Origin of the sequence: Collinsella sp. OM08-14AT, assembly GCF_003438115.1 — a bacterium.
Lineage (GTDB): Bacteria > Actinomycetota > Coriobacteriia > Coriobacteriales > Coriobacteriaceae > Collinsella.
Genome location: NZ_QSTE01000019.1, coordinates 14,734 through 39,158, shown reverse-complemented (window position 1 = coordinate 39,158; position 24,425 = coordinate 14,734). Strand labels below are relative to the sequence as shown.

The window sequence follows — 24,425 nt, the reverse complement described above, 5'->3', positions numbered from 1 at the left end:
AGAGCATTTCCCAGTTGACAAAACTATAGGAACACCCCCTGGCTTAGGAGGCTTTAACCTGAGTGGTTCGCGAGCTAGCGGGCCTGCTTTACCTTGGCCGCTGCTTCGACAAACGACTTCCACAGGTTAAAGTCGGTCTCGAGCGTCTTCCACGTGTACTCAGGGTGCCATTGCACGCCCAAGCAGAATGGCTGGCCTTCGACCTCGATGCACTCGGGAACGCCGTCGGTTGCCTTGGCGACCAAACGCGTGCTCTTACCCAGATGATCGACGCAGCAGTGGTGTGCGGAGTTGGTCTGGATCAGCCTGTGCCCGCCAAGCGCGCGCTCCAACAGCGAGCCCGGCACGACCTCGACGGGATGCACGGGGTCGTTGAGCACGTGGGTATGGCGCCACTGCGTGCGGCCCTCGCGAGCGCCCAAGCTCGGCACGTCCATGCACAGGGTGCCGCCAGTGGCGACATTGAGCAACTGCGTGCCGCGGCAGGTGGTAAAGAGCGGCTTTTTGGCGCGGAGTACCTCGCCGACCAGCTTAAACTCAAAGCTATCGCGGATCTCGCAGCAGAGGGTGGGGTCGTAGGGTTGATCATCGCCCCAACGTTTGGGGTTGACATCGGGGCCGCCGGGAATGGCGATGCCGTCGGCGATATCGACGTAATGACGGATGACCTCAATGTCCTCGGTGATGGACATCTGCAGCGGCAGGCCGCCGGCGGCAAGGATGGCATCGACAAAGACACTTGCGATTTCCTCGTTGGGGGAGAGCGTTTCGCTTAAAAACGGCTTCGCCTCTTCCCAGCGCGGCGCCACCAGGATGAGCGGACGGTCGGCGGGGTCGACGTTGACGTGCGGGGTGTATGACGATGAAGTGCGAGTTCCGATCATAGGTGTTGCTTTCGAGTTTGGATGGTCATGGCGAGCGGATATGGCAATTGGGCTAGTGGCCCTTGATGGAGTTGAGGAAGTCTTGGGCGCGCTTGGTCTGGGGATGGTCGAAGAACTCGTCGGGCGTGCCGGTTTCCACGATCTGGCCGTCGGCCATAAACACGACGCGGTCGGCAACGCGGCGGGCGAAGTTCATCTCGTGCGTAATGACGATCATCGTCATGCCCTGCTGGGCCAGGCGGACCATGACCTCGAGCACCTCGTTGATCATCTCGGGGTCAAGGGCACTCGTGGGCTCGTCGAAGAGCATGGCCTTGGGCTGCATGGCGAGCGAGCGGGCAATGGCCACGCGCTGCTGCTGGCCGCCCGAGAGCTGAGCGGGCACCTTGTCGGCCTGTTCGGCAACGCCCACGCGGCTCAGCAGGTCCATGGCGCGCTCACGAGCTTCCTCCTTGGACACGCCCAGCACGTCGACCGGCCCCAGCATGACGTTCTGCAGCACCGTCATATGCGCGAACAGGTTGAACTGCTGAAACACCATGCCCAGCTCGGCGCGCATGCGGGCAAGATCCTTGCCTTCCTGCGGCAGAGGCTCGCCCTCGATGAGGATCTCGCCCGAGTCGATGGTTTCCAGGCGGTTGATGGTTCGGCACATGGTCGACTTGCCCGAGCCCGAGGGGCCGATCACGACGACGACTTCGCCGCGGTCGACCGAGAGATTGATGTCGTTGAGGACGTGCAGATCGCCATAGTGCTTATCGACGTGCTTGAGCTCGATCAGCGGCTGATTACCGGTAGAAGAAGTGCTCTGTGCCATGGTGCTCGGCTCCTTATGACTCGAAATGGTAAATCGTTAGCGAATGATGGTCGCGCCGGTCTTGTGCGAAACGTAGACAGCGGCCTTGTTGATTGCAGCGTTGATGAGGATATAGATGACCGCGATCACCAGGTAGACCGACACGAGGGCGTCGTAGTTGGTAATGAGCACGCGGGCGTTTTGCATAAGGTCGGGGTAGCTCACCACGTAGGCGACGGTGGTGTCTTTGACGACGACCACAAGCTGCGAAATCAACGACGGAATGATAAACCGAATAGCCTGCGGCAGGACGATTTTAAAGGTGATTTTAGCTTTGGAGAGACCGAGCGCCTGGGCGGCCTCGACCTGGCCGCGCGGCACGGCATTGACGCCGGCGCGGAAGATCTCGGCGAGTACGCCGGCCGCGGCGAGCGCGACGGGAAGCGTGAGCATCCAAAACGACGGCAGCGCGATCTTGTACTGGGGCAGCACCAAAAAGAAGAAGTAGATGAACAGCAGGCTCGGCACGCCACGGAAGAAATCGGTGAGCACGCGGCAGACCAGCTGCAGCGGCTTGATGTCGCTGGTACGGCCGAGCATGAGGGCTAAGCCCAGTACCAGCGCGATGGCGCCGGCGGTGAGCGCGACCTTTACTGTGCCCTCAAAACCGGCAAGCAGGAACTTCCAGGTGGTGAGGTGCGTAAAGAAGTACCAGTAATGGACCGAAAGCTGGCCGGTCACATAAAAGCGCTGCAGTACCAGAGCGATGAGCGCGGCCACGGCAACAAGTGAGATGGCGGTGCCGACGCGAATCTTGGCGCGCATCTTGGGGCCGGGAGCCTCGTAGAGCGCATCGCGCATGGTGAGCGCGGAGGTGGAGTGCTTGCTCATCGGAGGATCCTCACCTTCTTATCGATATAGTTGCCAATGTGGCTTACCACAAAGGCCGTGCCCAGGTAGCCGAGCGCCGAGATAAAGAACGCGGCGACGCCGCCGAGCGAGCGCGTGTTGATGTAGCTCACCACGCCGGTGAGCTCCTGCGGTTTAAGCGGCACCTGACTGCCGAGCGCGGTGGTGAGCATGACGGCGATAAAGAGGTTGGTCATGGGCAGCACGCTCGAGCGCAGCGCCTGCGGAATCACGATCTTGGCGAGGATACGGCTGAAGCTCATGCCCAGCGAGCGGGCGGCTTCCACCTGGCCGACACCGACGGTGTTGATGCCGCTCATAAAGTTCTCGGAGCCAAAGGCAGAACCCAAGAGCACTGTGGCGACGATGACGCAGGTGCGGTAGGGCAGGACGACCTTGAGCGGCGGCAGCGCGTAGACGACGATAATGAGCAGCGCGATGCCGGGGATGTTGCGGAAGACCTGGACATACAGGTCGCCAAAGACGCGCAGCGGCTTGAGCGGCGACACGCGCATCACGGTGACGGCGACGGCCAGCACCATGGCGATGGCAAACGACTCAAGCGTCATGCCCCAGGTTGCTAGCAGCGCGTCGATATAGTTCTGGCCATAGAGCGACCAGAGCTCAGAGAGACTCATGCGGACCTCCCGCCGGTAAGGAAAGGGGCTCCCGTGTGTACGGAAGCCCCGACAACTCAGTGAGGAAACAGTTTAGCGCAATAAAGCGCATCGTGCGTTTCCGTATGGTTTCGTAGCGGCCGTTACTAGGCTCGCTGCCTAGGCGCCGATCTCGGGCAGCTCGGGAACATTGGTGTCGCCCGTACGGTCGCCAATGCAGATCTGCCACAGCTCGGTCCAGGTGCCGTCATCCTCGATCTTCTTAAGGAAGTCGTTGACAAAGGCGACACCGTCGGAATCGAGTGGCAGGCCAATGCCATAGGGCTCCTTGCTGCCGAAGGGCTTGCCGGCAATCTTGTACTTACCGGGCTCGCGGACCAGGGCGCTCTGCTGCATGTTGTTGTCGATGACGTAGGCGTCAACGCGGCCCTGCTGAAGTGCCTGGCGGGCCTCCTCGTCGGTCTTGAACTCCTGTTGGCTGGCCTTGGGGGCGAACTCCTCCAGGATGGCGGGGCCGTTGGAGCCGGACTGGACGGCGACGTTCTTGTCGGCCAGGTCGTCGACGCTCTTGATGTCGTCGTTGTCGGCGAGCACCAGGATGGCCTGCTGGGTGTAGTAGTAGGGACCGGCGAAGGAGACGAGCTTCTTGCGCTCGTCAGTGATGGTGTAGGTGGCAAAGACAGCGTCGACCTGGCCGTTCTGCAGGACGGACTCGCGCGTGTCCGAGGTCACCTGGGTGATCTCGACCTTGTTCTCGCCCAGAATGTAGTTGGACAGGAGCTGTGCGATACCGGCGTCGAAGCCGCGGGTCTGACCGTCCTTCTCGTTGAGGAGGGAGAACAGCGTGGAGGTCTGGACGCCACCGATCGTAAAGACGCCGGCATCCTTGACGGCCGTAGCCCAGGTGCTGGCGGCGATGGCGTCATCATCGGCCTTGGGGCCGTCGTTGACGAGCTTGTCGAATGCCTTGGCGTCGAGCGTGGCGGAAACCTCGGTATCCTCGGAGCTCTTGGAGGAACCGGCGGAACCCTTGTCGGCCTCGGTACTGGTGTCGGAGCAGCCGGCAAGACCAAGGCCGGCGACGGTTGCGAAGGTGGCGGCGACGAAGCCGCGGCGGTCGAGAACGACCTGCTGGGAGAGGTTCTTGCTCATGGTAGAACACCTTTCTCAATAAAATCCCTAGCGGTTGAGTAGAGTTATACCCTATCGCGCTCAAATGGGTCAACACGAAATAACTCAGAAACATACTTACCTTATGGGTTATTCTACCTACCAAAAGGGACAGGCACCTTTGTGGCGGTTCTGGCCGATGCAGCGGCATGCCTTGCTGTTTTGTCTCGATCTGTAACATCTGCAGCCATTTTTGCCGAGCAACTGTTACAGATTGAGATTTTCTCTTCAGGGGAATTCGAATGTCTCAATCTGTAACATCTGGACGGCCAAAAGGTCCCTATCTGTTACAGATTGAGACAAAGGTCTGGGACTAAGATGTCTTATCTCGATCTGTAACAGTTAGACGGGAATTCGGGCCATAGATGTTACAGATTGAGATAATCGCGCCGCGAAAATAAAAACCTCCGCAGGGATGCTTCCCTTTGCGGAGGTTTTTTACTCGTTAAGTAGTCTCACGGCTTCGGCGGCCATGTTCTCGACCGTCATGCCGTTCTGAGCGAGCAGCTCGTTGGGGTCGTAGCGGTCGGGGAAGCCCTTGGCGATGCCGAAGGTGCGCGTGCGCACAGGCGTGCAGGCCAGATAGCACGCGACGCGCTCGCCCCAGCCACCGTCCAAGATGCCGTCCTCGAGGGTGACGACAACGCGATGCTCAGCGGCAAGACTGTCGAGGAACTCGCGGTCAAGCTCGGTTGCAAAGCGCGGGTTGACGAGCGTCGCCTCGATACCGTACTCGGCAGCCAAGCGGTTTGCCACGCGCTCGCCCAGCTCAAAGAAATCGCCAAGCGCGAGCACGGCCACGTCGCGACCCTGACGCACCACGTTGTAGCGAACGGCGCTGTAGTCGGTGTCTTCGGCGGGCGCCAGGTCGGGGCGGCTTACCAAGCCGATGCCCGGTACGCGGATTGCCACGGGATGCTCGCGGTGGTCGAGCGACCAGCTCAGCATGGATAGGTATTCCTCCATGCAGGAAGGCGCCAGGTAACGCATATTGGGGAGAGCGCCCAGCATAGAAATATCAAAGAACGAAAGATGCGTCTCGGATGTGGTGCCAAAGATCGATGCGCCAAACACCAGGATGGTTGCGGGGACATCGTTGAGGCACAGGTCGTGCCACAGCTCGTCGTAGGCGCGCTGCAAAAACGTGCCGTACACACCAAAGACTGGCTTGGCACCCGAGCGCGCAAGCGCGGTGGCAAAGGTCACGGCGTGCTCCTCGGCAATGCCCACATCGACGAACTGTTTGTCGGCGGCGGCGCGAAGCTCGGGTGTAAAGCCCATGATGTAGGGCGTGGCGGCCGTGATGCCCACGACTTGCGGATCGCGCTCGATGGCGGCGCTGAGCGCCTCGCCCGTAATGTCGGCATAGGTGCGCGGCGCAGGCTCGCTCGGATGGCCCGGGCAGAGCTTGCGCCCAGTCGCCATGTCAAACGGACCCACGTGATGCCAGCGCTCGGGGTCACTCTGGGCTGGCTCAAAGCCCTTGCCCTTGGCGGTGGAGACGTGCAGCACGATGGGATGATCGATATTGCACAGTCCCTGCAGCGTGTCGACCAGGGCCAACACATCGTTGCCGGCGTCCAGATAGCGGTAGTCGAGCCCCATCGCGCGGAAAACGTTGCGCTCACAGGTGCCGTTGCTGGCGCGCAGCTCGGCCAGATTGCGATACAAGCCACCGTGGTTCTCGGCAATGGACTGGTCGTTATCGTTGACGATGATGATCAGGTTGCTATCGAGTTCGGCGGCATTGTTAAAGCCTTCAAACGCCAGGCCGCCCGAAAGCGAGCCGTCGCCAATGATGGTGATGACGTTGTACGTATCGCCCGCCAGGTCACGAGCGTGCGCCAGGCCGCAGCCCAGGCTCACCGACGTGGAGGTATGGCCCATGGCGAACAGGTCGTGCTCGGACTCGTCGGGATTGGCAAAGCCAGAAGCCTCACCATAACGCTCCGGATCGATATAAGTGTACGCGCGCCCGGTCAGCGCCTTGTGGGCGTAGGTCTGGTGCGAAACGTCAAAGACAATCTTGTCGATGGGGGAGTTAAATACGCGATGAAGCGCAACCGTAAGCTCAACGACGCCCAAGTTGGGGGCAACGTGCCCGCCGACGGCGGCGGAGCTTTCGAGGATGGCGTGGCGAATCTCGCCGCAGAGCTGCGGGAGCTCGGCGCGATTAAGAGCCTTGACGTCCTCGGGCGTTGTCGTTTGCGTAAGCAGCATCGTTGTGGGTTACTCCATGCGAATCGAGCGCCGGCGCTCCCTCGGCCGGCACAATTGCACAAGACAGTCTCGCACATTTTGGCGTTTGATATGTGACGGCGGCGCGGTAATTCGCCAACTGGTGGGGCAAAACGTTTTGTCCGATGCCATACTAATGTGTTCCATGATGTTTTTATCGATTGTGCACAGGCCGTGGCTTGTCGCCGTGAGTCGCTGGAAGGAGGCAGCATGTCCGATGTCGTTCGCGCCGAGAAAATCGCGTGCGAAGTAGACCATGCTGCCCGTCAACTGGCACAGGCGGGCCGTCTGGACCTGACGCGCGAGTTTATCCAGCATGGCGATGTGACGGTGTATGCGCATGTGACCTCGGTGGCGCGGGCAAGTCTGTCCTTTGCCGAGCACCTGGGCCGCGTCGGTGTCTCGGTCGATCGCGCCTCGTTGCTGCGCGGAGCCCTGCTGCACGATTACTTTCTCTATGACTGGCACGATCCCGACCCAAGCCATCGACTGCACGGATTTCGGCATCCATTTTTTGCCCTGGCGCGTGCCGAGGAAGATTTTGAGCTGACGCCGCGCGAGCGGAATATCATCGTGCGGCATATGTTTCCGCTGGTGCCGGTGCCGCCGACGTGTCGTGAGGCATGGATTGTATGCCTGGCCGATAAGTGGTGCGCGCTGCGCGAGACGGTCGCCGGTCGTCTGCGGCGCAAGGGCGAGGCGGACGATGGCGTGAGTGGCGAATCGAGCGAAAAGAGGAGAGGGTAGACGGTGGGGACCGCGATCGACATGGCATTTGACGGCGCGACGCTTGTCGCCTGTCCGCTCTCGGCGCTGGTGCTCTCGTTTGCCTTCTACGGTTTTTGCGGCTGGGTATGGGAATCGACAGTCTGCGCCATGCTCAATCACGGGCGATTTGCCAACAGCGGATTTTTGCTGGGGCCGTGTTGTCCTATCTATGGTGTGGGCGGCATAGCCTGCTGGCTTTTGCTGCGCGGGATTCCGGATGCCTCGAGCCAGTTTGTCGCCGCGGCGCTTGTATGCAGCGTGATCGAATATAGCGTGGGCGTGCTGTTGGAAAAAACGACGGGTGCCCGGTTTTGGGATTACTCGCATCTGCCGTTTAACCTGCACGGACGCATCTGCCTGTACTGGGCCTGCGCGTTTGGCTTGGGTGCGTTGTGTATTTGCCGTTTAGTGGAGCCGGCATTGCTGGGGCTGCTTGGCCATCTGCCGGTGCTAATCGTGCGCTTGGCCGCCTTTATCGTTGCGGTCGCGATGATGGTCGACGCGGCGTGCTCGTTGGCGAGCTGGCGGCGTCTGTCCGATCAGCTGGAGCGTGTGCGTGCCGACCTTGCCGACCGCATCAATGAGTCGCTTGCCGATGCCTCCAACTCTATGCTCGAACGTATTCCCGATTCGGCGATCGACTCGGTGGCGCAGACGCATATCCGCGGTCGCGCCGTTAACGCTTGGCTGGCCGAGCTGGGCGACGCGGCGCTCGATGCCCTGCGCGAGAAGGCTTCGATGCCGACGTTTATTTCGGATGGTGCTCGCGGCCTGGCGCTCGCTGCCCGTCGCGTGGCCGATGCCGCGCCGAGCATGCCGCGTCCGTCGCTCGGTCGTCGCCTTGCCGGCAAGCGCATGAGCCGCCCGGTGCCGAGCGTGTCACTCAGCCGCCGCGACCTACGCTTCTTTAACGCCTTCCCGCGTCTGCGCATCAATCGTTACGAGGGCGTCATCCGAGCTACCGACCTCCGCGACCGAGCCCGCGAGCTGTTCCGGCGCTAGCCAAAGCGGAGCCAAGCGCGCCCTTCTCGTTCGCACGTTTCCCGTTCGTTTCGCGCCCGTTGCCGTGCCGTTTCCAAGATTGCGGCACCGTTTCCATTCGACAACGCAGCGTTTAACAACGCCGTATCTGGTCTACACCAGTTGGCCCTCGGCCGCATCATGAGCGCCGACAACGTTCATGCGACCAAGGGGGAGCGAATGTACGATACGGGATCGACAACGTTTATGCTCATCTGCACCATGCTCGTGTTTTTAATGACACCGGGTCTGGCGTTTTTCTATGGCGGCCTGTCCAGGCGCAAAAATGTCATCAACACCATGCTTATGTGCTTTGGCGCCATTGGCCTGGTTGGTGTGCTGTGGATTGTTGCCGGCTGGTCGCTGGCCTACGGTGGCGACGGTTCTAGCCCGTTTATTGGCGGCTTTGACCAGTTGCTGTGCCTGCCGGTGCTCAACCAGGTGCTGCAGGCGGCCGAGGGCAATGCTGCGGATGGTGCCGTCTACCCTCAGATCATCAACATCGCCTTCCAGATGGCGTTTGCCATGATCACCGCCGCTATCGTTACGGGCAGTCTGGCAGGCCGCGTTAAGTTTGGTGCCATGACGGCCTTCCTGGGCATTTGGCTGCTCGTGGTCTATGCGCCGCTCGCCCACATGGTTTGGGGCGGCGATGGTTCCTTTATCGGCGACATCATCGGCGCGCTCGACTTTGCCGGCGGCGACGTGGTACACATTTCGTCCGGTCTCACGGGCCTGATTCTCTGCTTAATGCTCGGCCGTCGTCGCGGCTTTGGCATGGTGAGCTACCGTCCGCATAACGTGCCGTTTGTGGCGCTGGGCGCCGGTCTACTTTGGTTTGGTTGGTTTGGCTTTAACGGCGGCAGCGAGTTTAAGGCCGACGCCGTGGCGGCACTCGCCATCCTCAACACCGTGACGGCCAGCGCGGCGGGCATGGTCTCGTGGCTTGTCGTCGAGCGCGTGCACACCGGTCGTCCCACGCTGGTGGGTGCTAGCACCGGTTTGGTTGCGGGCCTTGTGGTGGTTACGCCGGGTGCGGGCTTTGTCGAGCCGTGGGCGGCGCTGGTCATGGGCCTGATCGTATCGCCCGTCTGCTATCTGGCCATCAGCCATCTTAAGACCAAGTTCGGCTACGACGATGCGCTCGACGCGTTCGGTTGCCACGGTATCGGCGGCATCTTGGGCGGTGTGCTCACGGGCCTGTTCTGCGTGCCGGAGCTCTCGTGGACCGGTAAGGGCGGCCTGTTCTACACGGGCGACGTGTCGCTGCTTGTCTCGCAGGTTCTGGGCATTGTGGTGACGGTCGTTATTGTGCTGATGCTCGACTTGGTGATCGCCGCGGTGGTCAAGGCGCTGTTCCACGGTAGCCTGCGCGTGGACGAGGCCGACGAGGCACTGGGCCTGGATGCGAGTCAGCACGGCGAGAGCGCGTACCCCTCGTTCTCCGGACTCGATTAGCAGCGCGGCTTTCCCAAGCACCCGACCTTGCCCCTCAAACCGTCGCTTGCGTACCGAAGTACGCGGCGCTCCTCTTTCGGGGCAATCTCGGGCACTTGGAAAACCCGCGTTATTGAATGGCAATTCATTTCTTTACTAAAGAGAGGAATTCACTATGAAGAAAATTACGGCGATCGTTCGTGCTGAGAAGCTTGAGGTTCTCAAAGACGCGCTGTTTGCTGCCGATGTTCGCGGCATGACCATCAACCAGGTGCAGGGCTGCGGCGCGCAGCATGGCTGGAAGGAATACGTGCGCGGCAACGAGCTGCTCGTCAACACGATCCCCAAGGTGCAGTTCACCCTCATCTGCGCCGACGAGCATGTCGACGGTATCGTTGACATTATCTGCAACGCCGCTCGCACCGGTGCCGTCGGCGACGGCAAGATTTGGGTCGAGCCGGTCGAGGAAGTCATCCGCATTCGCACCGGCGAACATGGCCCCGCCGCGGTGTAGAATCGACCGTCTGCCATCCGCAACGTTAAAATGCTGCAATGAGGCACAAGGCTTGCGTTGCGGATGGGCGGATTATGGGTCGCAATAAATATCCCGAGGAGACGGTCGCGAAGATTCTCGACGCGGCACTGGAGCTATTCTGCGCACAGGGTTATGAGGGGACGAGTATTCAAGATATCGTTGACCGTCTCGACGGCATGACCAAGGGCGCTGTCTATCATCACTTCAAGAGCAAAGAAGAGATTTTCAACGCCGCGTTTGATCGGGCGATGACTCCGATTGTTGAGCACCGCCGCTCGATGCTTGGCGTCGGTAATATGACCGGAGCCCAAAAGCTCAAGCGACTGTACGCTCCCGAGTCCGTTGTTCCACAAATTGAGCTATGGGCACGTATGCGTCCTGCAGCAGATCCGGTAAAAAGCTCGCGCCTACTGGCGATGCAGTACCAGGGCTCATTTGACGAGTCGGCCGATGGCTGTCTCTTGCCAGTGATCGAGGAGGGCATCGCCGACGGCTCCATTGCGTGCGAATGCCCGCGCGAAGCGGCGGAGGCCGTATCGTTGTTGGCGAATCTTTGGCTGCTGCCATTGTTCCGTCCGCTCGAGCCCAAGGAGCGAATGCTCGCTCGCGCACAATGTTTGGCGCAGATGGCTGCCGCGGTGGGGCTCGATTTGGGTAATGAAGTGCTTCAGACAACGGCGCAGATTTGGGGCGTATGGGACCGCGCCGGGTGGTAATATAGATACCAACGGTATGTAATTGATTTGTGAGGGTAGCCACGGCTGCCCTTTTCAAGTCATTAAATACATACTAGTGGTATGTATAGGGGGTGGGCTTATGGCTGGGCTGAGAGACGTCGGTGTCTCGTTGAAATCAAAAACAGTGCGGTCAATCAGGCTCGCGGAACTTCTGGTTGCGCAGCTGTGCACGTATTCGATGCTGTCGGCGCTGTGCTTTGCGTATCCACTTTACTTGTTCGATCGCAGTGGATCGTCAACGTTATATGGCGTCGTCGCGGCGATAGCGTTCATACCCGGCGTACTTGCAACTCCGGTTGGCGGAATCTTGGCGGATAGGGGAAGACATCGCGAGGTCCTCGTGTCCCTCGGCATTGCTCTGATGACTGCATCACTGCTGTCTATCCCCATGAAGCACTCATTGCCTCTTGCGGTCGTCGTAGTAGCGATACTTTGTGTTCAATATGGTTCTCAATCGCTGCTGAAGCCAATGCTCCAAATTGAGACGGTGCGCATGGCGGGTGAAGAGAAGGTTGAGCGGGCCACTGCATTGGTTTCGCAGATGACCATGGTGAGCAATATCTTGGGCCCTGTGGTCGGGACGGCAGTCTATGGGTACTTTGGCATCGATGCTCTTTGCACAACCGCGTCGGTGGCGTTTGCGATTTCAGCTCTCTTGTTTGGGGGCGCGCTCAAGCAAAATGCCTCATTTGAAACGATGGGAGACGGCGCGACTCGTACGACATGCCGAAACGATTTTCGGGAGTCGATTCGGTATCTGTTGCAAAATGCATTATTGGTCGCTGTGATTTTGCTTGCGGCAGTTTTGAACCTTGCGTTGGTTGGGCTAATGATTGGCGCTCCCATTATTGTTACAAAGCATCTCGGCATGCAATCGTCCTGCGTTGGGATAGTTGAGGTGGCTATGGGCTTGGGTGGTCTTGCCGGCAGTGGCTTGGTCGGCATTTGGCCGCATCGTTTTTCTTTCAATGGCATATGTCGATATGTTGCGATGATCTGTTTTGGAGTCGCACCGATCATTGTCACGCTACTGTTCGGCGCAGATGCATGCATGCTCACCGTGTTTGTGGTTGGTTCGGCATGGGTCATGGTGTGGGCGAGCATTGCGTCGGTTGAAATCATCGCGTTTGTTCAGCGGGCAGCGCCGACTGAGCTCTGCGGAAAAGTGCTTTCGGTCGTTTACATGGTCCTTTCCTGCGCAATACCTATCGGCCAATTGACGTACGGGGTTGCATATGATCGATGGACACCGGCGATTGTATTCGCAGCCATGTTGGCGGTGCTGACGTTGACGACGGCTCTGTTTTATCGGCTGAAAAATCGATTGCGGCGATTGTCTTAACGCGCTGGGGCACCGTGAATTTGTGAAGGCGGTGGTACGCCGCGCCGGGACGGCATTGTTTGGACATGCCTCTCCTTCGTCTACAATATCGGGCAGACGAAGGAGAGGCATGTCCATGATCAAGATGTTCGCGAGTGACTTAGACGGAACGCTGCTGAACGCCCTGCACGAGGCGGATGGGACCATCCGCCGCGCCATTCGCGAGCTGACTGAGGCTGGCCTGCACGTGGTTCCCGCGACTGGACGCTCGACGTTGCCGATCGGCGAGCATGGCTTTACGGGCTTGGCGCTTGACGCCTGCTGCTCCAATGGATCCATCGTGCGCGACAGCCATGGCGAGGTGCTCAAGACTTGGACCATCGATCCGCAGGTCACTGAGGAACTGCTCAAGGCGTTCCCGGACATTTGCTTTGATTGTTCCACGCCCGATGGCATGTACTCGAGCGGTTCGTTCGAGATGCATCAGGCGGGCTTTAAAAAGGACAGTCCCATCAAGCGCATCGTGATGCGCGGCATGCGTGCGCGCGGCGGGTATCACGAGGAGCAGTATTTCGACCAGTCGATCGGTGACATCCTGCGCCACGATGTATGCAAGATCAATTGTCGCGTGACCTCGCCCGAGCTGGAGCGCGACCTTAAGGCGTATCTTGCCGAGCGCTCGGACCGTGTGGTCAACGCGCCGTTCGATCCGGTGATGTTCGAGATCACGGACGTGGCGTGTAACAAGGGCGAGAGTGTGGCCTGGCTGGCGGGCTACTACGGCATTGCCGAGGACGAGGTCGCGGTTTATGGCGACGGCGGAAACGACATCGCCATGCTCAAGCGTTTCCGCCACAGCTACGCGACCAAAAACGCTAGCGATGCAGCTAAGGCCGCCGCGAGCGCGACCATCGGCAACTGCATGGTCCACGCCGTCCCCAAACACATGCTCGCCACCATGCGCAAGCAGAACTCCCGCACCATCATCGAATAATAATGTGACAAAGGGACTGTCCCTTTGTCACAACCCAAATATTGCCTTTACGTGTTGATGCACACGGTGTGCAATAATACTCGCACTGTGCAATAGCGCACAGGCTGAGTAACAAGGAGGACGCTTGTCCCAGCTCGAGAAATGCGATCGCCGGTCCCTTCGCTCGCAGCGTGCCCTTCGCCAGGCACTTGCCAGCGAGCTTGCCGAAAGCGGCGACCTTTCGCGCATTAATGTCGCGTCGCTCACCGAGCGTGCTGGCCTTACGCGCCGCACGTTCTATTCGCACTATCGCGATATTCCCGACTTTATCAATCAAATCGAGGACGGCTTGCTGGCCGAGATCCGTGAGCGCATTGAGCTCATCACCGCAGCTCAGCTGCCCGATCTCTATCACAACATCGATGAGCTCGAGCCGGCGCCCGGTTCGGTTGAGCTGCTGCGTTATCTTGCGGCCAACCGCGACTTAATCGGTGCGCTGCTGGGTCCGGGCGGCGACCAGGCCTTCATTAAAAGGATTATCGACACCGCGCGTGAGGCTGTGGTGCCGCGTGCGCAGACGGGCATTTTGGGCCTGGCGCTGGGCACGTTCTTTGACTACTACGTCACCTACGTCGTGAGCGCCGAGGTCGGCATGATTCAGCGCTGGTTTGAGCGTGGGCTCACCGAATCGCCCGAGGCCATGGCGCGCATTATGACGGTGCTCGCTTTTGTGCGCCCCGGCGACCTGTATGGCCAACCCATCGATATCAACGTGCCGGAATACGGCATGAAGCTATTGAACTTGCAGCTCGAGGACACGGTCGACACCGCCGCAACCGTCGAGTCCAACAACTAAGAGGAGAGACAATGAGCAAACTCGTCGAGGGCATTAAGGACCGCATGGTCGCTGCCGCACGCGAGGCCGCGCCCGCCGTGGTGGACGCCGCGCAGAAGGCCGCGACCGCGGCTGCCGAGAAAGTTGCCGAGGCAGTTGCCGATGCCAAGAACGCGGCAGGGGAGACGTCCGTCGCTAGCGAGCCCGCCACCGCCGCTGAGCCCGTAGCCGCCACCGCCGCCCACGCCCCCGAAGGCGCGATCTTCAACCCCGAGAACGCTCGTGGCAACCTGCACCTGGGCATCGACGTGGGCTCCACCACCGTTAAGCTCGCTGTGCTCAACGACGACAACCAGATCGTCTACGCCAAGTACCAGCGCCACCACACCGACGTCCGCGCCTGCGCCCGCGACTTGTTCGAGGGCGCTGCGACCGTGCTGCCGGCTGCCCAAATGACCTGCGCCATCACCGGTTCGGGCGGCCTGCTGCTGTCCCAGTGGCTCGACCTGGAGTTTGTCCAGGAGGTCATCGCCAGCAAGCGTGCCGTCGAGACCATCATCCCGGCCACCGACGTCGCCATCGAGCTAGGCGGCGAAGACGCCAAGATCATCTACTTCGACAACGGTATCGAGCAGCGCATGAACGGCACCTGCGCCGGCGGTACGGGCGCGTTCATCGACCAGATGGCCACCCTGCTCCACACCGATGCCAGCGGCCTCAACGAGCTCGCGGCCAACGCCACCACCATCTATCCCATCGCCAGCCGCTGCGGCGTCTTTGCCAAGACCGACGTCCAGCCGCTGCTCAACGAGGGCGCCCGCCCCGAGGACGTGGCCGCTTCCATCTTCCAGGCCGTTGTGACCCAGACCATCTCGGGCCTGGCGTGCGGTCGCCCCATCCGTGGCAACGTTGCCTTCCTGGGCGGCCCGCTGCAGTACCTCTCCGAGCTGCGCCATCGCTTCTACCTCACGCTCAACCTGGACGAGGAGCACCGTATCGTGCCCCAAAACGCTCACCTGTTTGTGGCGAGCGGCGCTGCCATGGCGCACGAGTCCAATAAGCTCAGCACGTTCCCGCAGCTCATCGAGGCCATCGATGCCCTGGGTGACACGCAAGGTGCCGAGGTCGAGCGCCTGGATCCGCTCTTTGCCAACGACGAGGACTTTGCCGAGTTCAAAACCCGCCACGACTCCGAGGTCGTCCCCAAGGGCAAGCTCGAAGGCTACACCGGCCGCGTGTTCATCGGCATCGACGCCGGCTCCACCACCATGAAAGCCGCGCTCGTTGGCGAGGACGGTCAGCTGCTGCACACCTGGTACGGCAACAACAACGGCGACATTCTGGGCACGGCCAAGGTCATCATGGCCGATTTCTACAACCACATCCCCGCGGGCTGCACCATCGGCCACGTGACCACCACGGGTTACGGCGAGGCGCTTCTCATCGAGGCTCTCAAGGCCGATTCCGGCGAGATCGAGACCGTCGCGCACCTGCGCGGCGCCAAGGCGTTCCTGCCCGGCGTCGAGTTCATTCTGGACATTGGCGGCCAGGACATGAAGTGCCTGCGCGTCAAGGACGGCGTCATCGAGCACATCATGCTCAACGAGGCCTGCTCGTCGGGCTGCGGCAGCTTTATCGAGAGTTTCGCCGTGTCTATGAACATGGACGTGCGCGCGTTTGCCGATGCCGCCATCCATGCCAAGGCCCCCGTCGACCTGGGCAGCCGCTGCACGGTCTTTATGAACTCGCGCGTTAAGCAGGCGCAAAAGGAAGGCGCCACGGTGGGCGACATCGCGGCCGGCCTGTCCTATTCTGTCATCAAGAATGCCCTGTTCAAGGTCATTAAGCTGCGCGACCCCAAGGAGATCGGCAGTCAGGTGATCGTCCAGGGTGGCACCTTTATGTCCGATGCCACGCTGCGCGCGTTTGAGCAGCTCACCGGCGTGCATGCCGTGCGCCCCGACATCGCCGGCTGCATGGGCGCCTACGGTGCGGCCCTGCTCGCCCGCGATCGCGCCGGCGCCGACGGCACCTCGACCATCCTTTCGGCTGAGGATATCGCGCACCTCACCGTGACGCAAAAGCATGTCCGCTGCGGCCGTTGCTCCAACAACTGCCAGCTCACCGTCAACGACTTTGGCGGCGGCAGGCGCTTCATTACCGGCAACCGCTGCGAGAAGGGTGCCGGCCACAAAAAGCAAAAGACCGAGGCCCCCAACCTCTTCAAAAAGAAAAGCGAGCTGCTCTTTAACCGCGAGGTGCTGAGCCCCGACGAGGCCCCGCGCGGCACCGTGGGTATCCCGCGCGCACTCAACATGTACGAGAACTACCCCTTCTGGCACGCGTTCTTTACGCGCCTGGGCTTTAGCGTGCAGCTGTCCGACCAGTCGAGCAAGAAGACCTACCAGGCGGGCATCGAGTCCATGCCGTCCGAGAGCGTGTGCTATCCGGCCAAGATGAGCCACGGCCACGTGATGAATCTCATCGACCGTGACGTCGACTTCATCTGGATGACGTGCGTGCGCTGGGAGCGCAAGGAGGATCCGACGGCTGGCAACTGCTATAACTGCCCCATCGTCATGAGCTACCCCACGGCGTTGGCACTCAACATCGACGAGATCCGCGAGCAGAACATCGAGTTCCTGTATCCGTTTGTGCCCTATCACGACAAGACCGAGCTCAAGCGCCGTCTGTATCAGGTGCTCGCCGTCGACCGTGTGGCCGATGCGCAAGCCGGTCGCGGTCGCGTGCGTGGGCCCAAGATCACGCGCTCCGAGGTCGATGCCGCTGTCAACGCTGCCTTTGAGGCCGATGCGCGTTTCCATGAGGACATCCAGACCATGGGCGAGGAGGCTCTTAAGTGGGTCGAGGACCACGGTGGCCACGGCATTGTGCTCGCCGGCCGCCCCTACCATAACGACCCCGAGATCAACCATGCCCTGCCCGAGCTTATCTCGAGCTTTGGCTTTGCGGTCTTTACCGAGGATTCGCTCGCGCACCTGGTAAAGCCTGAGCGTCCGATTCGCGTCGTCGACCAGTGGATGTACCACAGCCGCCTGTATGCCGTCGCCCGTTTTGTGACGATGCGCAACGACCTGGATCTGATCCAGCTCAATTCCTTCGGCTGTGGCCTGGACGCTCTGACCACCGACCAGGTGCAGGAAATCCTTGAGGCCAGCGGCAAGATCTACACCGTGCTCAAGATCGACGAGGTGTCCAACCTGGGCGCTGCGCGCATCCGCATCCGCTCGCTCATGGCGGCGCTCAAGGACCAGGAGGCCGAGCGCTTGGCCGAGGCTACGGCAGCGGGCGAGGCCTACGAGCAGGGCGACGCCGCGCCGGTGGCACCCTCCATGGATGCTCCCGCATTCGCGAGCCGCAAGTACACGTTCGAGGCGCAGCGTGAGAGCGCCTCGACCGCATGGCCCAAGGTGCCCTTTACCGAGCAGATGCGCGAGGAGGGTTACACCATCCTGTGCCCGCAGATGGCGCCGATCCACTTTGACCTGGTCAAAGAGGTGTTCCGCGGTGCCGGCTACAACCTGGAGCTGCTGCCCTCGACTGACCACGATGCCGTCGAGGCCGGTCTGCGCTATGTGAACAACGACATCTGCTATCCGTCGATCCTGGTGACGGGTCAGATCATGGAGGCCATCGAGAGCGGTCGGTACGACCTGTCCAAGACAGCCGTGGTCATCAGCCAGACCGGCGGTGGCTGCCGTGCCACCAACTACATCGCGCTTATCCGCAAGGCCCTGCGCGAGAGCGGCCACCCCGAGATTCCGGTGATCTCGCTTTCGGCCGTGGCGCTGGGCGAGGACAACCCCGGCTTTAAGATTACGCCGGCGCTGCTTAAGCAGGCAGTCTACGCGGTGCTCTTTGGCGACGTGATGATGCAGATGCTCTATCGTTGCCGCCCGTACGAGGCAACGCCCGGTGCGGCGAACGCACTCTACGAGGAGTACATGGCGCGCGCCCGCAAGCTGGCGCCCAAGTTCAACAGGCATAACTACACCAAGCTGTGCCGCGAGGCCATCCGCGCGTTCGACTCCATGCCGCTCGTGGGCGAGGGCACCAAGCCGCGCGTGGGCGTGGTCGGCGAGATCTTGGTCAAGTTCCATCCCACGGCCAACAACCACGTGGTCGACGTTATCGAGCGCGAGGGCTGCGAGGCCGTGGTGCCGGGCCTGCTCGACTTCTTCCTGTACTCCATGAGCAACGCCGAGCTGCAGAAGGACGAGCTGGGAAGCTCTCCCACTACGCGCGCGGGCATGCAGGCGCTCATCAAGCTGGTGGACTGGATGCGCACGCCGGTGGAGGAGATGCTCGAGAAGTCCCGCCGCTTTGAGGCGCCCGAGCGCATCGGCACCATGGCCGACAAGGCCCGCACGGTGCTTTCGGTGTGCAACAACATGGGCGAGGGCTGGCTGCTCACGGCCGAGATGCTCGACCTGATCGATCACGGTGCGCCCAATATCATCTGCACGCAGCCATTCGCGTGCCTGCCCAACCACGTGGTGGGCAAGGCCGTGATCAAGGAGCTGCGCCGCCAGCATCCCGAGAGCAACATTGTCGCGGTGGACTACGACCCCGGTGCGTCCGAGGTCAACCAGCTCAACCGTATTAAGCTCATGATCAGTGTGGCCAAGGAGAACATGCGCGCCGGCAAGGGCTTTAAGCTCGAGAAGGTGGCGCCGCTCGCGATGGACGAGGTCACCGGCCAGATGCGCGCCCACGACGGCTGCGTGAGCTGCGAGCCGGCCAGCGAGGAAGCCGTTGCGTCGGTCGCCGAGCGTCTGGGACGCGGCATTAAGAAGTAGCTTGCCCGCTATGGGCTAGATATGAGACAAACGGGTGGCAGCCGTGCCGGCTACCACCCGTTTTTGCTGGACATATGTTGCGTAAACGCCCCAACTATCACCCTTTGCGAACTTAGATTTCGGAAGTATGCGGCAAAATCTGAATAGGCCGAGCACACCGGATATGACAAAGCTCTGTACCTGCGGTTTTATTGGCGAAAATCAGGACGTGCTCAAGAGTTTCGGAATTTGCCGCATACTTCCGAAAACGACGTCTCGGTGGCACCAAAAACTGCCCTCGGAACCCCTGAGATAATGAACATATGTAGCCGTTTGCCGCGAAATACCGCCCGTTTATAGAACCCACCCCCAGCGCGCGTCATCCTTACGGTTGAATAAATACACATCTATGGAATTACGTAAGAGAGGGCCGTTCCATGAGCTACAAGACCGTTTGTGTTGCCGGCGGCGGCGTGTTGGGAAGCCAGATTGCCTTTCAGGCTGCCTACTGCGGCTTTGATGTAACGATTTGGCTGCGCAGCGAGGGCAGCATCGGCCGCACCCAGCCCAAGATCGATCACGTGCGCAAGGAGTACATCGCGGCAATCGAGGGCATGGCGGACGGCACGGGCGAGTGGTGCGCCGGTATCGCCGATGGCACCCAGCCCTTCGACAAGGAAGCGGCGCTCGCCGCCGTCGAGCGTGCCTACTCCACACTCAAGCTGGAGCTCGATCTTGCCAAGGCCGTGGCCGACGCCGACCTGGTCATCGAGTCTATGGCCGAGGACACTCAGGCAAAAATCGACTTCTACAAGAAGCTCGCCCCGGTTCTGCCGCAAAAGACCGTCATCGTGACCAACTCATCCACGCTGCTGCCGAGCACCTTTGCCAAGTACACCGGCCGTCCCGAGAAGTACCTGCCGCTGCACTTTGCCAACTCCATCTGGAAGAACAACATGACCGATGTCATGGCACAGGACCAAACCGACAAGCGCTACTTCGACGAGCTCGTCGACTTTGCCAACGATATCCGTATGCTTGCCCTGCCCGTCAACAAGGAAAAGAACGGCTACCTGCTCAATTCCATGTTGGTGCCGTGGCTGCTTTCGGGCCTTGACCTGTATGTTTCGGGTGTGAGTGACCACAAGAGCATCGACCTTGCATGGACGCGGGGCACCGGCGCCCCCAAGGGCCCGTTCCGCGTATTCGACACGGTGGGTATCCAGACGGCCTACAACATCGTCATGCAGTATCAGAAGGTCCCGGGCCTGGTGAGCCCGCTGCTCAAGAAGATGATGATGCCCTACAACTTTAAGGCTATGGCATCCGTCCTCAAGAAAATGCTCGACGAAGGTAAGCTGGGCGAAAGCTCGGGCGAGGGCTTCTTCAAGTACTAAAAATGATCTCTTGGGGGCGGAAGCGTTGAGGATCTACGGTAGTATGCGACAAGATCTGAATAGGTCGAGCAAGAGCTGTAGCGCGCGTTGACGTTTGCCCAATAGAACGCAAAAATGCACCGTTCGCCGATACTCCTCTCGCGAGTGGTTGCCATATGGTTTGATGTTGGAAACATATGATTGCCGACAGGCCGTAGGTGACATTCGCCATGATATCGGAGGTACCAAGTATGTTTCGTGCTCCGTTAAACAAGTATCGGGCTGGCTGACATGAGCCGCCGTTTTGTCTCGATAACCGTTGCAGTGGTTTGCCTGGCAGTGCTTCTGGGCGCTATAGGGCAGTTCGCTATAAGTCGAGAAACATCCTATATGCAGGAATGTGCTTCCGAAGGCTTTGCCATTGACGGTTACTATCGGGATGACGAAACAAGTCGGGAAACCCTGGCTTTTCTTGAGGAGGACAACTGTCGATGGCAGCTGGTCGACCAAGACGGAATCTGCGCAGACGGGCAGTTTAAGCGTACGGATGACCCCAACATCCTGATATTAAAGAAGGAAAACGGCGAAGAATTCGGTACGGTCCACGTGGCGTATATTTCGCGCCGACGCGATCAGGGCTTGCTCTACCTATTTAGAGATACCAGGGTGACCCGTTTTTATCTGGTGAGTACCGGCCCGGCGTTTACAGTGGAGTCTGGCGATGTCGATGCGGACAGCTGATTCACGGCAATAAAACAGCGAGCGGGGCGCAGTCGTGATCTGCGCCCTACATCACGTTACTTCACATCGAACTCCACGCGATCGAGTTCGGGCACATTGAGGTCGATGAGCTTGCGGGCTACACGGCGGTCGTGTGCCCCAAGCGCCTCGCTTGTCGTCACATGGGCGACAACCTCGCGCTCGACAAGGCCCTCCTCCTCGTCTTCGGTGGCCGAGGTCTCGACGGCAACGGTGTAATCCTTAAAGCCCGGCAGCACCGCGGCAAGCTCGCGCGTGGTTTCGGTGACGCCGTAACCGTCCTGCACGCCGGCCTGCGCCGAGCCAATAGACCCCGCCGTCATAACGATGCAGGGGATGGCAAAGATCACCGTGCCCACGATGATGCGGCGGCGCACCTTGTGTGACAGCTCATCGACCTCGGCGTTTTCCTCGGCGGTCACAATGCCGTCGCCGTTGAGGTCGCGCTTGAGCGGCACGCGCAAAAGAAGCAGCACGGCTTCGGCAGCCAGTGCGATAAAGACCACGTTGATGCCAAACTCGTAGAGGGCTGAAAGAAACAGCGACCCGCTTGCGATGGCGATGCCATAGCCCGCCGCGCACAGGGGCGGCATGAGCGCGGTCGCCACGGCCACGCCGGCGATGAGCGTGGCGGGTTCCTGGTCGCGCGAGTTGCCCAGGCCACCCGCAAAGCCGCCCGCGAGCGCGACGGCAAGGTCCCATACGGTGGGTGTCGAGTTATCGATGATGGCGGCCGTGGTGGTGCCAAGGGGCGAGAGCTTAAAGTACAGCGTGGACGTGATTAGACAAAAGACCATCTGCAGCGCGAGGCCGGCAATTGCCTCGACGGCAATCTCGCGGTCGAGCGTGGCAATGCCGTATGCCATGGCAAGGACCGAGCCCATGAGCGGGCAGATGAGCATGGCACCTACAATGGCGATATCCGAGTTGATATCGAGGCCGATGCTCGCGATCAACATGGCAATGATCAGGATGCATAAGTGCGAGCCAGTCAGGCGCGCCCCGTTTACAAAGCGCTTGCGAATCACGTGATAGGGCGCGCGTCCCTCGCGTATGTTGAACGCCTGCTTAAGGAAACGGGTGGCATTCTCCATGGCCTCGCTGTGTGCAGGGCGTATACCGTGACGACGATGATGACGCTCGCACAGCCGCTTGATCTGTTGTTTGTCGAGTTTCATGCTTACCTCGTTTAGCTTCTGAGCCGCTTCTTGCGTCTGTCGTCTTTACTCTACACCGCGTTAGGCGAGGTGTCAGACAAGGTTTGTTGACCTGGAAGTCAGGCCAATCGACATGGCTAAAACGCCGCGAGGATCATAAGAGTCAAATAGACAAAAAAGCGCGGGGCCGGTTTGATTCCGACTCCGCGCTCTGCGCTGGTGCGTTGTTGTTCGGCCTACCCCAGCAGGCTCAGACCAACAGAGACAAACGCCAGGATAACGCCGACGATGGACTCGCCGCCGAGCAGGCCGCTGGCGACGACCAGGCCCTGCTCCTGGAAGGCGGCATCCTTGGAGGCCTTCTCCTCGTCCGAAAGACCGGCAGCGGCGTCGCGGCGTGCGGCCCACTTGTCGTAGGCGAGCTTGACGCAGGAGCCCAAGAAGGCCGTGAGCGACATGTAGAACGGCAGGTACACGCCCAGGCCGATCATCATGGCCGGAATGCCGAGCCAGTACATGACGATGCCGGCGATAAAGCCGCCTACGAACCACGACACGCTCGGGATGCCCGAGACCATGGTGGCGACGACGCTTGCCTGCGCGGCCACAAAGCTCTTGTCGGGGCCGAAAGCATCCGGACCATAGGCGGTGACGAGCGCGACCATGACGGCAGCGGCGACCAGGGCGCCCACGATGCCGCCGATGGCCTGGCCGATCCACTGCGCACGCGGGTTGGTGCCCAGCACGGCGCCGGCCTTAAAGTCGTTCATGACGTCGCCCGCAAGGCCGCATGCCACGGCCACGATGCCGGCGATAAAGAACAGCTTGACCTGGGCGATCTGTGCGAAGGCAGCCACGATGAGCATGACGATGAGGCCGAAGATCTCCATGGGGTCGATGCCCGTCTGGCCGCAGCTCTGCGCGCTCATGATGGTGGTGACAAAGGTGAACAGCGTGACGATGACGGCCGGGACGGGGCCAAGGTCGAGCGCGATGGCGACGATCACGGCTATGGCGGCAGTACCCAGGCCGATGATGCCGGCGTCGAGCTTAAGCGAGCCCGAGATGAGCGACTGCTCGTCGGTGTCGCTGGAGCTGTCGGCGGCGAGGCCGCGGGCGATGCCGGCGACCTGCGGCAGGATGTCCTTGAGGACGACGGCGACGCCAAAGCCCATCATGAGGCCCATGCCGAGCGATTTGACGATGCCCTGCGCAGTCACAACGTCGAATAGACCCGCAGCGGTGCCGCCCACGATGATGCCAAAGTTACCTAGCAGCGCGCCGGCAAACCAGAAGGCAACCGGGGCGAAGCCAACCAAAAAGCCGATGGAGAGCAGCATGGGCGAGTTATAGATGGCAAAGGTCACGCCGGGGATATTGAGCGTGCACAGCATGCTGGGCACCACGCCCAGAGCGTCGCGAAGCACGCTGTAGATGCCTGCGATGGCCATGGAGCCAAAGAGCTGCTTGCCGGTCTTGCCGCCGGCCTCGGTAGCACGCAGGGTCTGAGCTGCGGCGTTGCCGGTAGGGAACTCCAGCGCGGCGTCCACGATAAAGTGACGGTGGATGAGCGCTGTCGCCAGAAGGCCCAGGATAGTGCCGGCGAGTGCCACGATAAACATGTCGAGCCAGCTGATCTGGTCGGCATAGCCCAGCATCCAGGCGCCCGGGATGGTAAACGCCAGGCCGCCGGCGACCATGGCGCCCGCGGACATGATGGTGTGGGTGACGTTGGCCTCGTTGAGGCTGGCGTTGCCCTCGTTGAGGCTGGCGTTGCCCATGAGCTTCAGGAAGAACAGCGAGATGACGGCAGCGAAAATAATCGGCCAGGGGAGTGCACCCATCTTGAGGGCCGTGTAGGCCGAGCTTGCCGTGATGATCACGCAGCCAAGGACGCCGATGACGACGCCGCGCAGCGTGAGTTGCCCGCGCATCGAAGCGCGGTTCGAGGGATTGCTCATATAAAACTCCTTTGCGTATATCCGCTTCCCCCGGGAGCGCCGTTACGGATACGGCGCGGGAAGTCGGGTTACCAAGGGCCGCCGCGTGAGCTCGCAAACGACCGCGCACCAGTATAGCGGCACGGCAGTTAAT

The 24,425-nt window shown here is 60.8% G+C and carries 19 protein-coding genes; 11 read left to right on the top strand and 8 right to left on the bottom strand.

All coding sequences use genetic code 11. The features are described from left to right. Window positions 1-74: 74 nt before the first annotated feature. The 6 genes from DXC18_RS09320 to DXC18_RS09295 form a co-directional block, all read right to left on the bottom strand. Window positions 75-884 carry a gamma-glutamyl-gamma-aminobutyrate hydrolase family protein gene (locus DXC18_RS09320; protein WP_117716951.1) on the bottom strand — a complete coding sequence of 270 codons (810 nt, stop codon included), beginning with the start codon at window positions 882-884 and terminating at the stop codon, window positions 75-77. A gap of 52 nt (window positions 885-936) precedes the next feature. Continuing rightward, entirely contained in the window at window positions 937-1,701 is a 765-nt protein-coding gene (locus DXC18_RS09315; protein WP_089572310.1) for an amino acid ABC transporter ATP-binding protein, read from the bottom strand. A 36-nt stretch (window positions 1,702-1,737) separates the two neighbouring features. Then, window positions 1,738-2,571, bottom strand: a complete 834-nt coding sequence (locus DXC18_RS09310; protein ID WP_117716950.1) for an amino acid ABC transporter permease — start codon at window positions 2,569-2,571, stop codon at window positions 1,738-1,740. Then, window positions 2,568-3,227: an amino acid ABC transporter permease gene (locus DXC18_RS09305; protein ID WP_022094657.1), complete on the bottom strand. Its 660-nt coding sequence runs from the start codon at window positions 3,225-3,227 to the stop codon at window positions 2,568-2,570. The genes DXC18_RS09310 and DXC18_RS09305 overlap by 4 nt, the downstream gene beginning before the upstream one ends. A gap of 138 nt (window positions 3,228-3,365) precedes the next feature. Then, entirely contained in the window at window positions 3,366-4,358 is a 993-nt protein-coding gene (locus tag DXC18_RS09300) for a glutamate ABC transporter substrate-binding protein (protein ID WP_117716949.1), read from the bottom strand. Window positions 4,359-4,814: 456 nt separating this feature from the next. Then, entirely contained in the window at window positions 4,815-6,596 is a 1,782-nt protein-coding gene (locus tag DXC18_RS09295; RefSeq protein ID WP_117716948.1) for a 1-deoxy-D-xylulose-5-phosphate synthase, read from the bottom strand. Between the two features lie 228 nt (window positions 6,597-6,824). Between DXC18_RS09295 and DXC18_RS09290 the strand changes: the two genes are divergently transcribed. The 11 genes from DXC18_RS09290 to DXC18_RS09240 all read left to right on the top strand — a co-directional run bounded on the left by DXC18_RS09290 (window position 6,825) and on the right by DXC18_RS09240 (window position 21,156). Continuing rightward, entirely contained in the window at window positions 6,825-7,361 is a 537-nt protein-coding gene (locus DXC18_RS09290) for an HD domain-containing protein (RefSeq protein WP_117716947.1), read from the top strand. 3 nt (window positions 7,362-7,364) lie between these two features. Then, the gene (locus DXC18_RS09285) at window positions 7,365-8,384 is read left to right on the top strand and encodes a putative ABC transporter permease (protein ID WP_233509054.1); all 1,020 of its coding nucleotides are present in this window, start codon (window positions 7,365-7,367) and stop codon (window positions 8,382-8,384) included. A 159-nt stretch (window positions 8,385-8,543) separates the two neighbouring features. After that, on the top strand, window positions 8,544-9,860 hold the full coding sequence (locus tag DXC18_RS09280) for an ammonium transporter (protein ID WP_199408221.1): 1,317 nt from the start codon (window positions 8,544-8,546) through the stop codon (window positions 9,858-9,860). 154 nt (window positions 9,861-10,014) lie between these two features. Next, entirely contained in the window at window positions 10,015-10,353 is a 339-nt protein-coding gene (locus DXC18_RS09275) for a P-II family nitrogen regulator (protein ID WP_117629936.1), read from the top strand. 74 nt (window positions 10,354-10,427) lie between these two features. After that, the gene (locus DXC18_RS09270; RefSeq protein ID WP_158551690.1) at window positions 10,428-11,090 is read left to right on the top strand and encodes a TetR/AcrR family transcriptional regulator; all 663 of its coding nucleotides are present in this window, start codon (window positions 10,428-10,430) and stop codon (window positions 11,088-11,090) included. A 100-nt stretch (window positions 11,091-11,190) separates the two neighbouring features. Next, a complete protein-coding gene (locus tag DXC18_RS09265) occupies window positions 11,191-12,453 on the top strand; it encodes an MFS transporter (protein WP_117629937.1) in 1,263 nt (420 codons plus the stop codon). Window positions 12,454-12,562: 109 nt separating this feature from the next. Beyond that, complete coding sequence (locus tag DXC18_RS09260; protein ID WP_370445792.1) at window positions 12,563-13,426, top strand: HAD-IIB family hydrolase; 864 nt, start codon at window positions 12,563-12,565, stop codon at window positions 13,424-13,426. A gap of 124 nt (window positions 13,427-13,550) precedes the next feature. Next, entirely contained in the window at window positions 13,551-14,261 is a 711-nt protein-coding gene (locus DXC18_RS09255; RefSeq protein ID WP_117716946.1) for a TetR/AcrR family transcriptional regulator, read from the top strand. A gap of 11 nt (window positions 14,262-14,272) precedes the next feature. Next, complete coding sequence (locus DXC18_RS09250) at window positions 14,273-19,060, top strand: 2-hydroxyacyl-CoA dehydratase (RefSeq protein ID WP_117716945.1); 4,788 nt, start codon at window positions 14,273-14,275, stop codon at window positions 19,058-19,060. Window positions 19,061-19,476: 416 nt separating this feature from the next. Beyond that, complete coding sequence (locus tag DXC18_RS09245; protein WP_117716944.1) at window positions 19,477-20,436, top strand: 3-hydroxyacyl-CoA dehydrogenase; 960 nt, start codon at window positions 19,477-19,479, stop codon at window positions 20,434-20,436. Between the two features lie 270 nt (window positions 20,437-20,706). After that, entirely contained in the window at window positions 20,707-21,156 is a 450-nt protein-coding gene (locus tag DXC18_RS09240) for a hypothetical protein (protein WP_117716943.1), read from the top strand. A 56-nt stretch (window positions 21,157-21,212) separates the two neighbouring features. Here DXC18_RS09240 and DXC18_RS09235 read toward each other — a convergent pair whose 3' ends face one another. Continuing rightward, the gene (locus tag DXC18_RS09235) at window positions 21,213-22,352 is read right to left on the bottom strand and encodes a DUF389 domain-containing protein (protein WP_117716942.1); all 1,140 of its coding nucleotides are present in this window, start codon (window positions 22,350-22,352) and stop codon (window positions 21,213-21,215) included. A 215-nt stretch (window positions 22,353-22,567) separates the two neighbouring features. Further along, entirely contained in the window at window positions 22,568-24,292 is a 1,725-nt protein-coding gene (locus tag DXC18_RS09230; RefSeq protein ID WP_117716941.1) for an OPT/YSL family transporter, read from the bottom strand. Window positions 24,293-24,425: the final 133 nt, after the last annotated feature.

Excerpts from the sequence above, each read along its gene's own strand:
- DXC18_RS09320 (WP_117716951.1), bottom strand. The coding sequence starts at position 884 with ATGATCGGAACTCGCACTTCATCGTCATACACCCCGCACGTCAACGTC.
- DXC18_RS09315 (WP_089572310.1), bottom strand. The coding sequence starts at position 1,701 with ATGGCACAGAGCACTTCTTCTACCGGTAATCAGCCGCTGATCGAGCTC.
- DXC18_RS09310 (WP_117716950.1), bottom strand. The coding sequence starts at position 2,571 with ATGAGCAAGCACTCCACCTCCGCGCTCACCATGCGCGATGCGCTCTAC.
- DXC18_RS09305 (WP_022094657.1), bottom strand. The coding sequence starts at position 3,227 with ATGAGTCTCTCTGAGCTCTGGTCGCTCTATGGCCAGAACTATATCGAC.
- DXC18_RS09300 (WP_117716949.1), bottom strand. The coding sequence starts at position 4,358 with ATGAGCAAGAACCTCTCCCAGCAGGTCGTTCTCGACCGCCGCGGCTTC.
- DXC18_RS09295 (WP_117716948.1), bottom strand. The coding sequence starts at position 6,596 with ATGCTGCTTACGCAAACGACAACGCCCGAGGACGTCAAGGCTCTTAAT.
- DXC18_RS09290 (WP_117716947.1), top strand. The coding sequence starts at position 6,825 with ATGTCCGATGTCGTTCGCGCCGAGAAAATCGCGTGCGAAGTAGACCAT.
- DXC18_RS09280 (WP_199408221.1), top strand. The coding sequence starts at position 8,544 with ATGAGCGCCGACAACGTTCATGCGACCAAGGGGGAGCGAATGTACGAT.
- DXC18_RS09275 (WP_117629936.1), top strand. The coding sequence starts at position 10,015 with ATGAAGAAAATTACGGCGATCGTTCGTGCTGAGAAGCTTGAGGTTCTC.
- DXC18_RS09270 (WP_158551690.1), top strand. The coding sequence starts at position 10,428 with ATGGGTCGCAATAAATATCCCGAGGAGACGGTCGCGAAGATTCTCGAC.
- DXC18_RS09265 (WP_117629937.1), top strand. The coding sequence starts at position 11,191 with ATGGCTGGGCTGAGAGACGTCGGTGTCTCGTTGAAATCAAAAACAGTG.
- DXC18_RS09260 (WP_370445792.1), top strand. The coding sequence starts at position 12,563 with ATGTCCATGATCAAGATGTTCGCGAGTGACTTAGACGGAACGCTGCTG.
- DXC18_RS09250 (WP_117716945.1), top strand. The coding sequence starts at position 14,273 with ATGAGCAAACTCGTCGAGGGCATTAAGGACCGCATGGTCGCTGCCGCA.
- DXC18_RS09245 (WP_117716944.1), top strand. The coding sequence starts at position 19,477 with ATGAGCTACAAGACCGTTTGTGTTGCCGGCGGCGGCGTGTTGGGAAGC.
- DXC18_RS09240 (WP_117716943.1), top strand. The coding sequence starts at position 20,707 with ATGAGCCGCCGTTTTGTCTCGATAACCGTTGCAGTGGTTTGCCTGGCA.
- DXC18_RS09235 (WP_117716942.1), bottom strand. The coding sequence starts at position 22,352 with ATGAAACTCGACAAACAACAGATCAAGCGGCTGTGCGAGCGTCATCAT.
- DXC18_RS09230 (WP_117716941.1), bottom strand. The coding sequence starts at position 24,292 with ATGAGCAATCCCTCGAACCGCGCTTCGATGCGCGGGCAACTCACGCTG.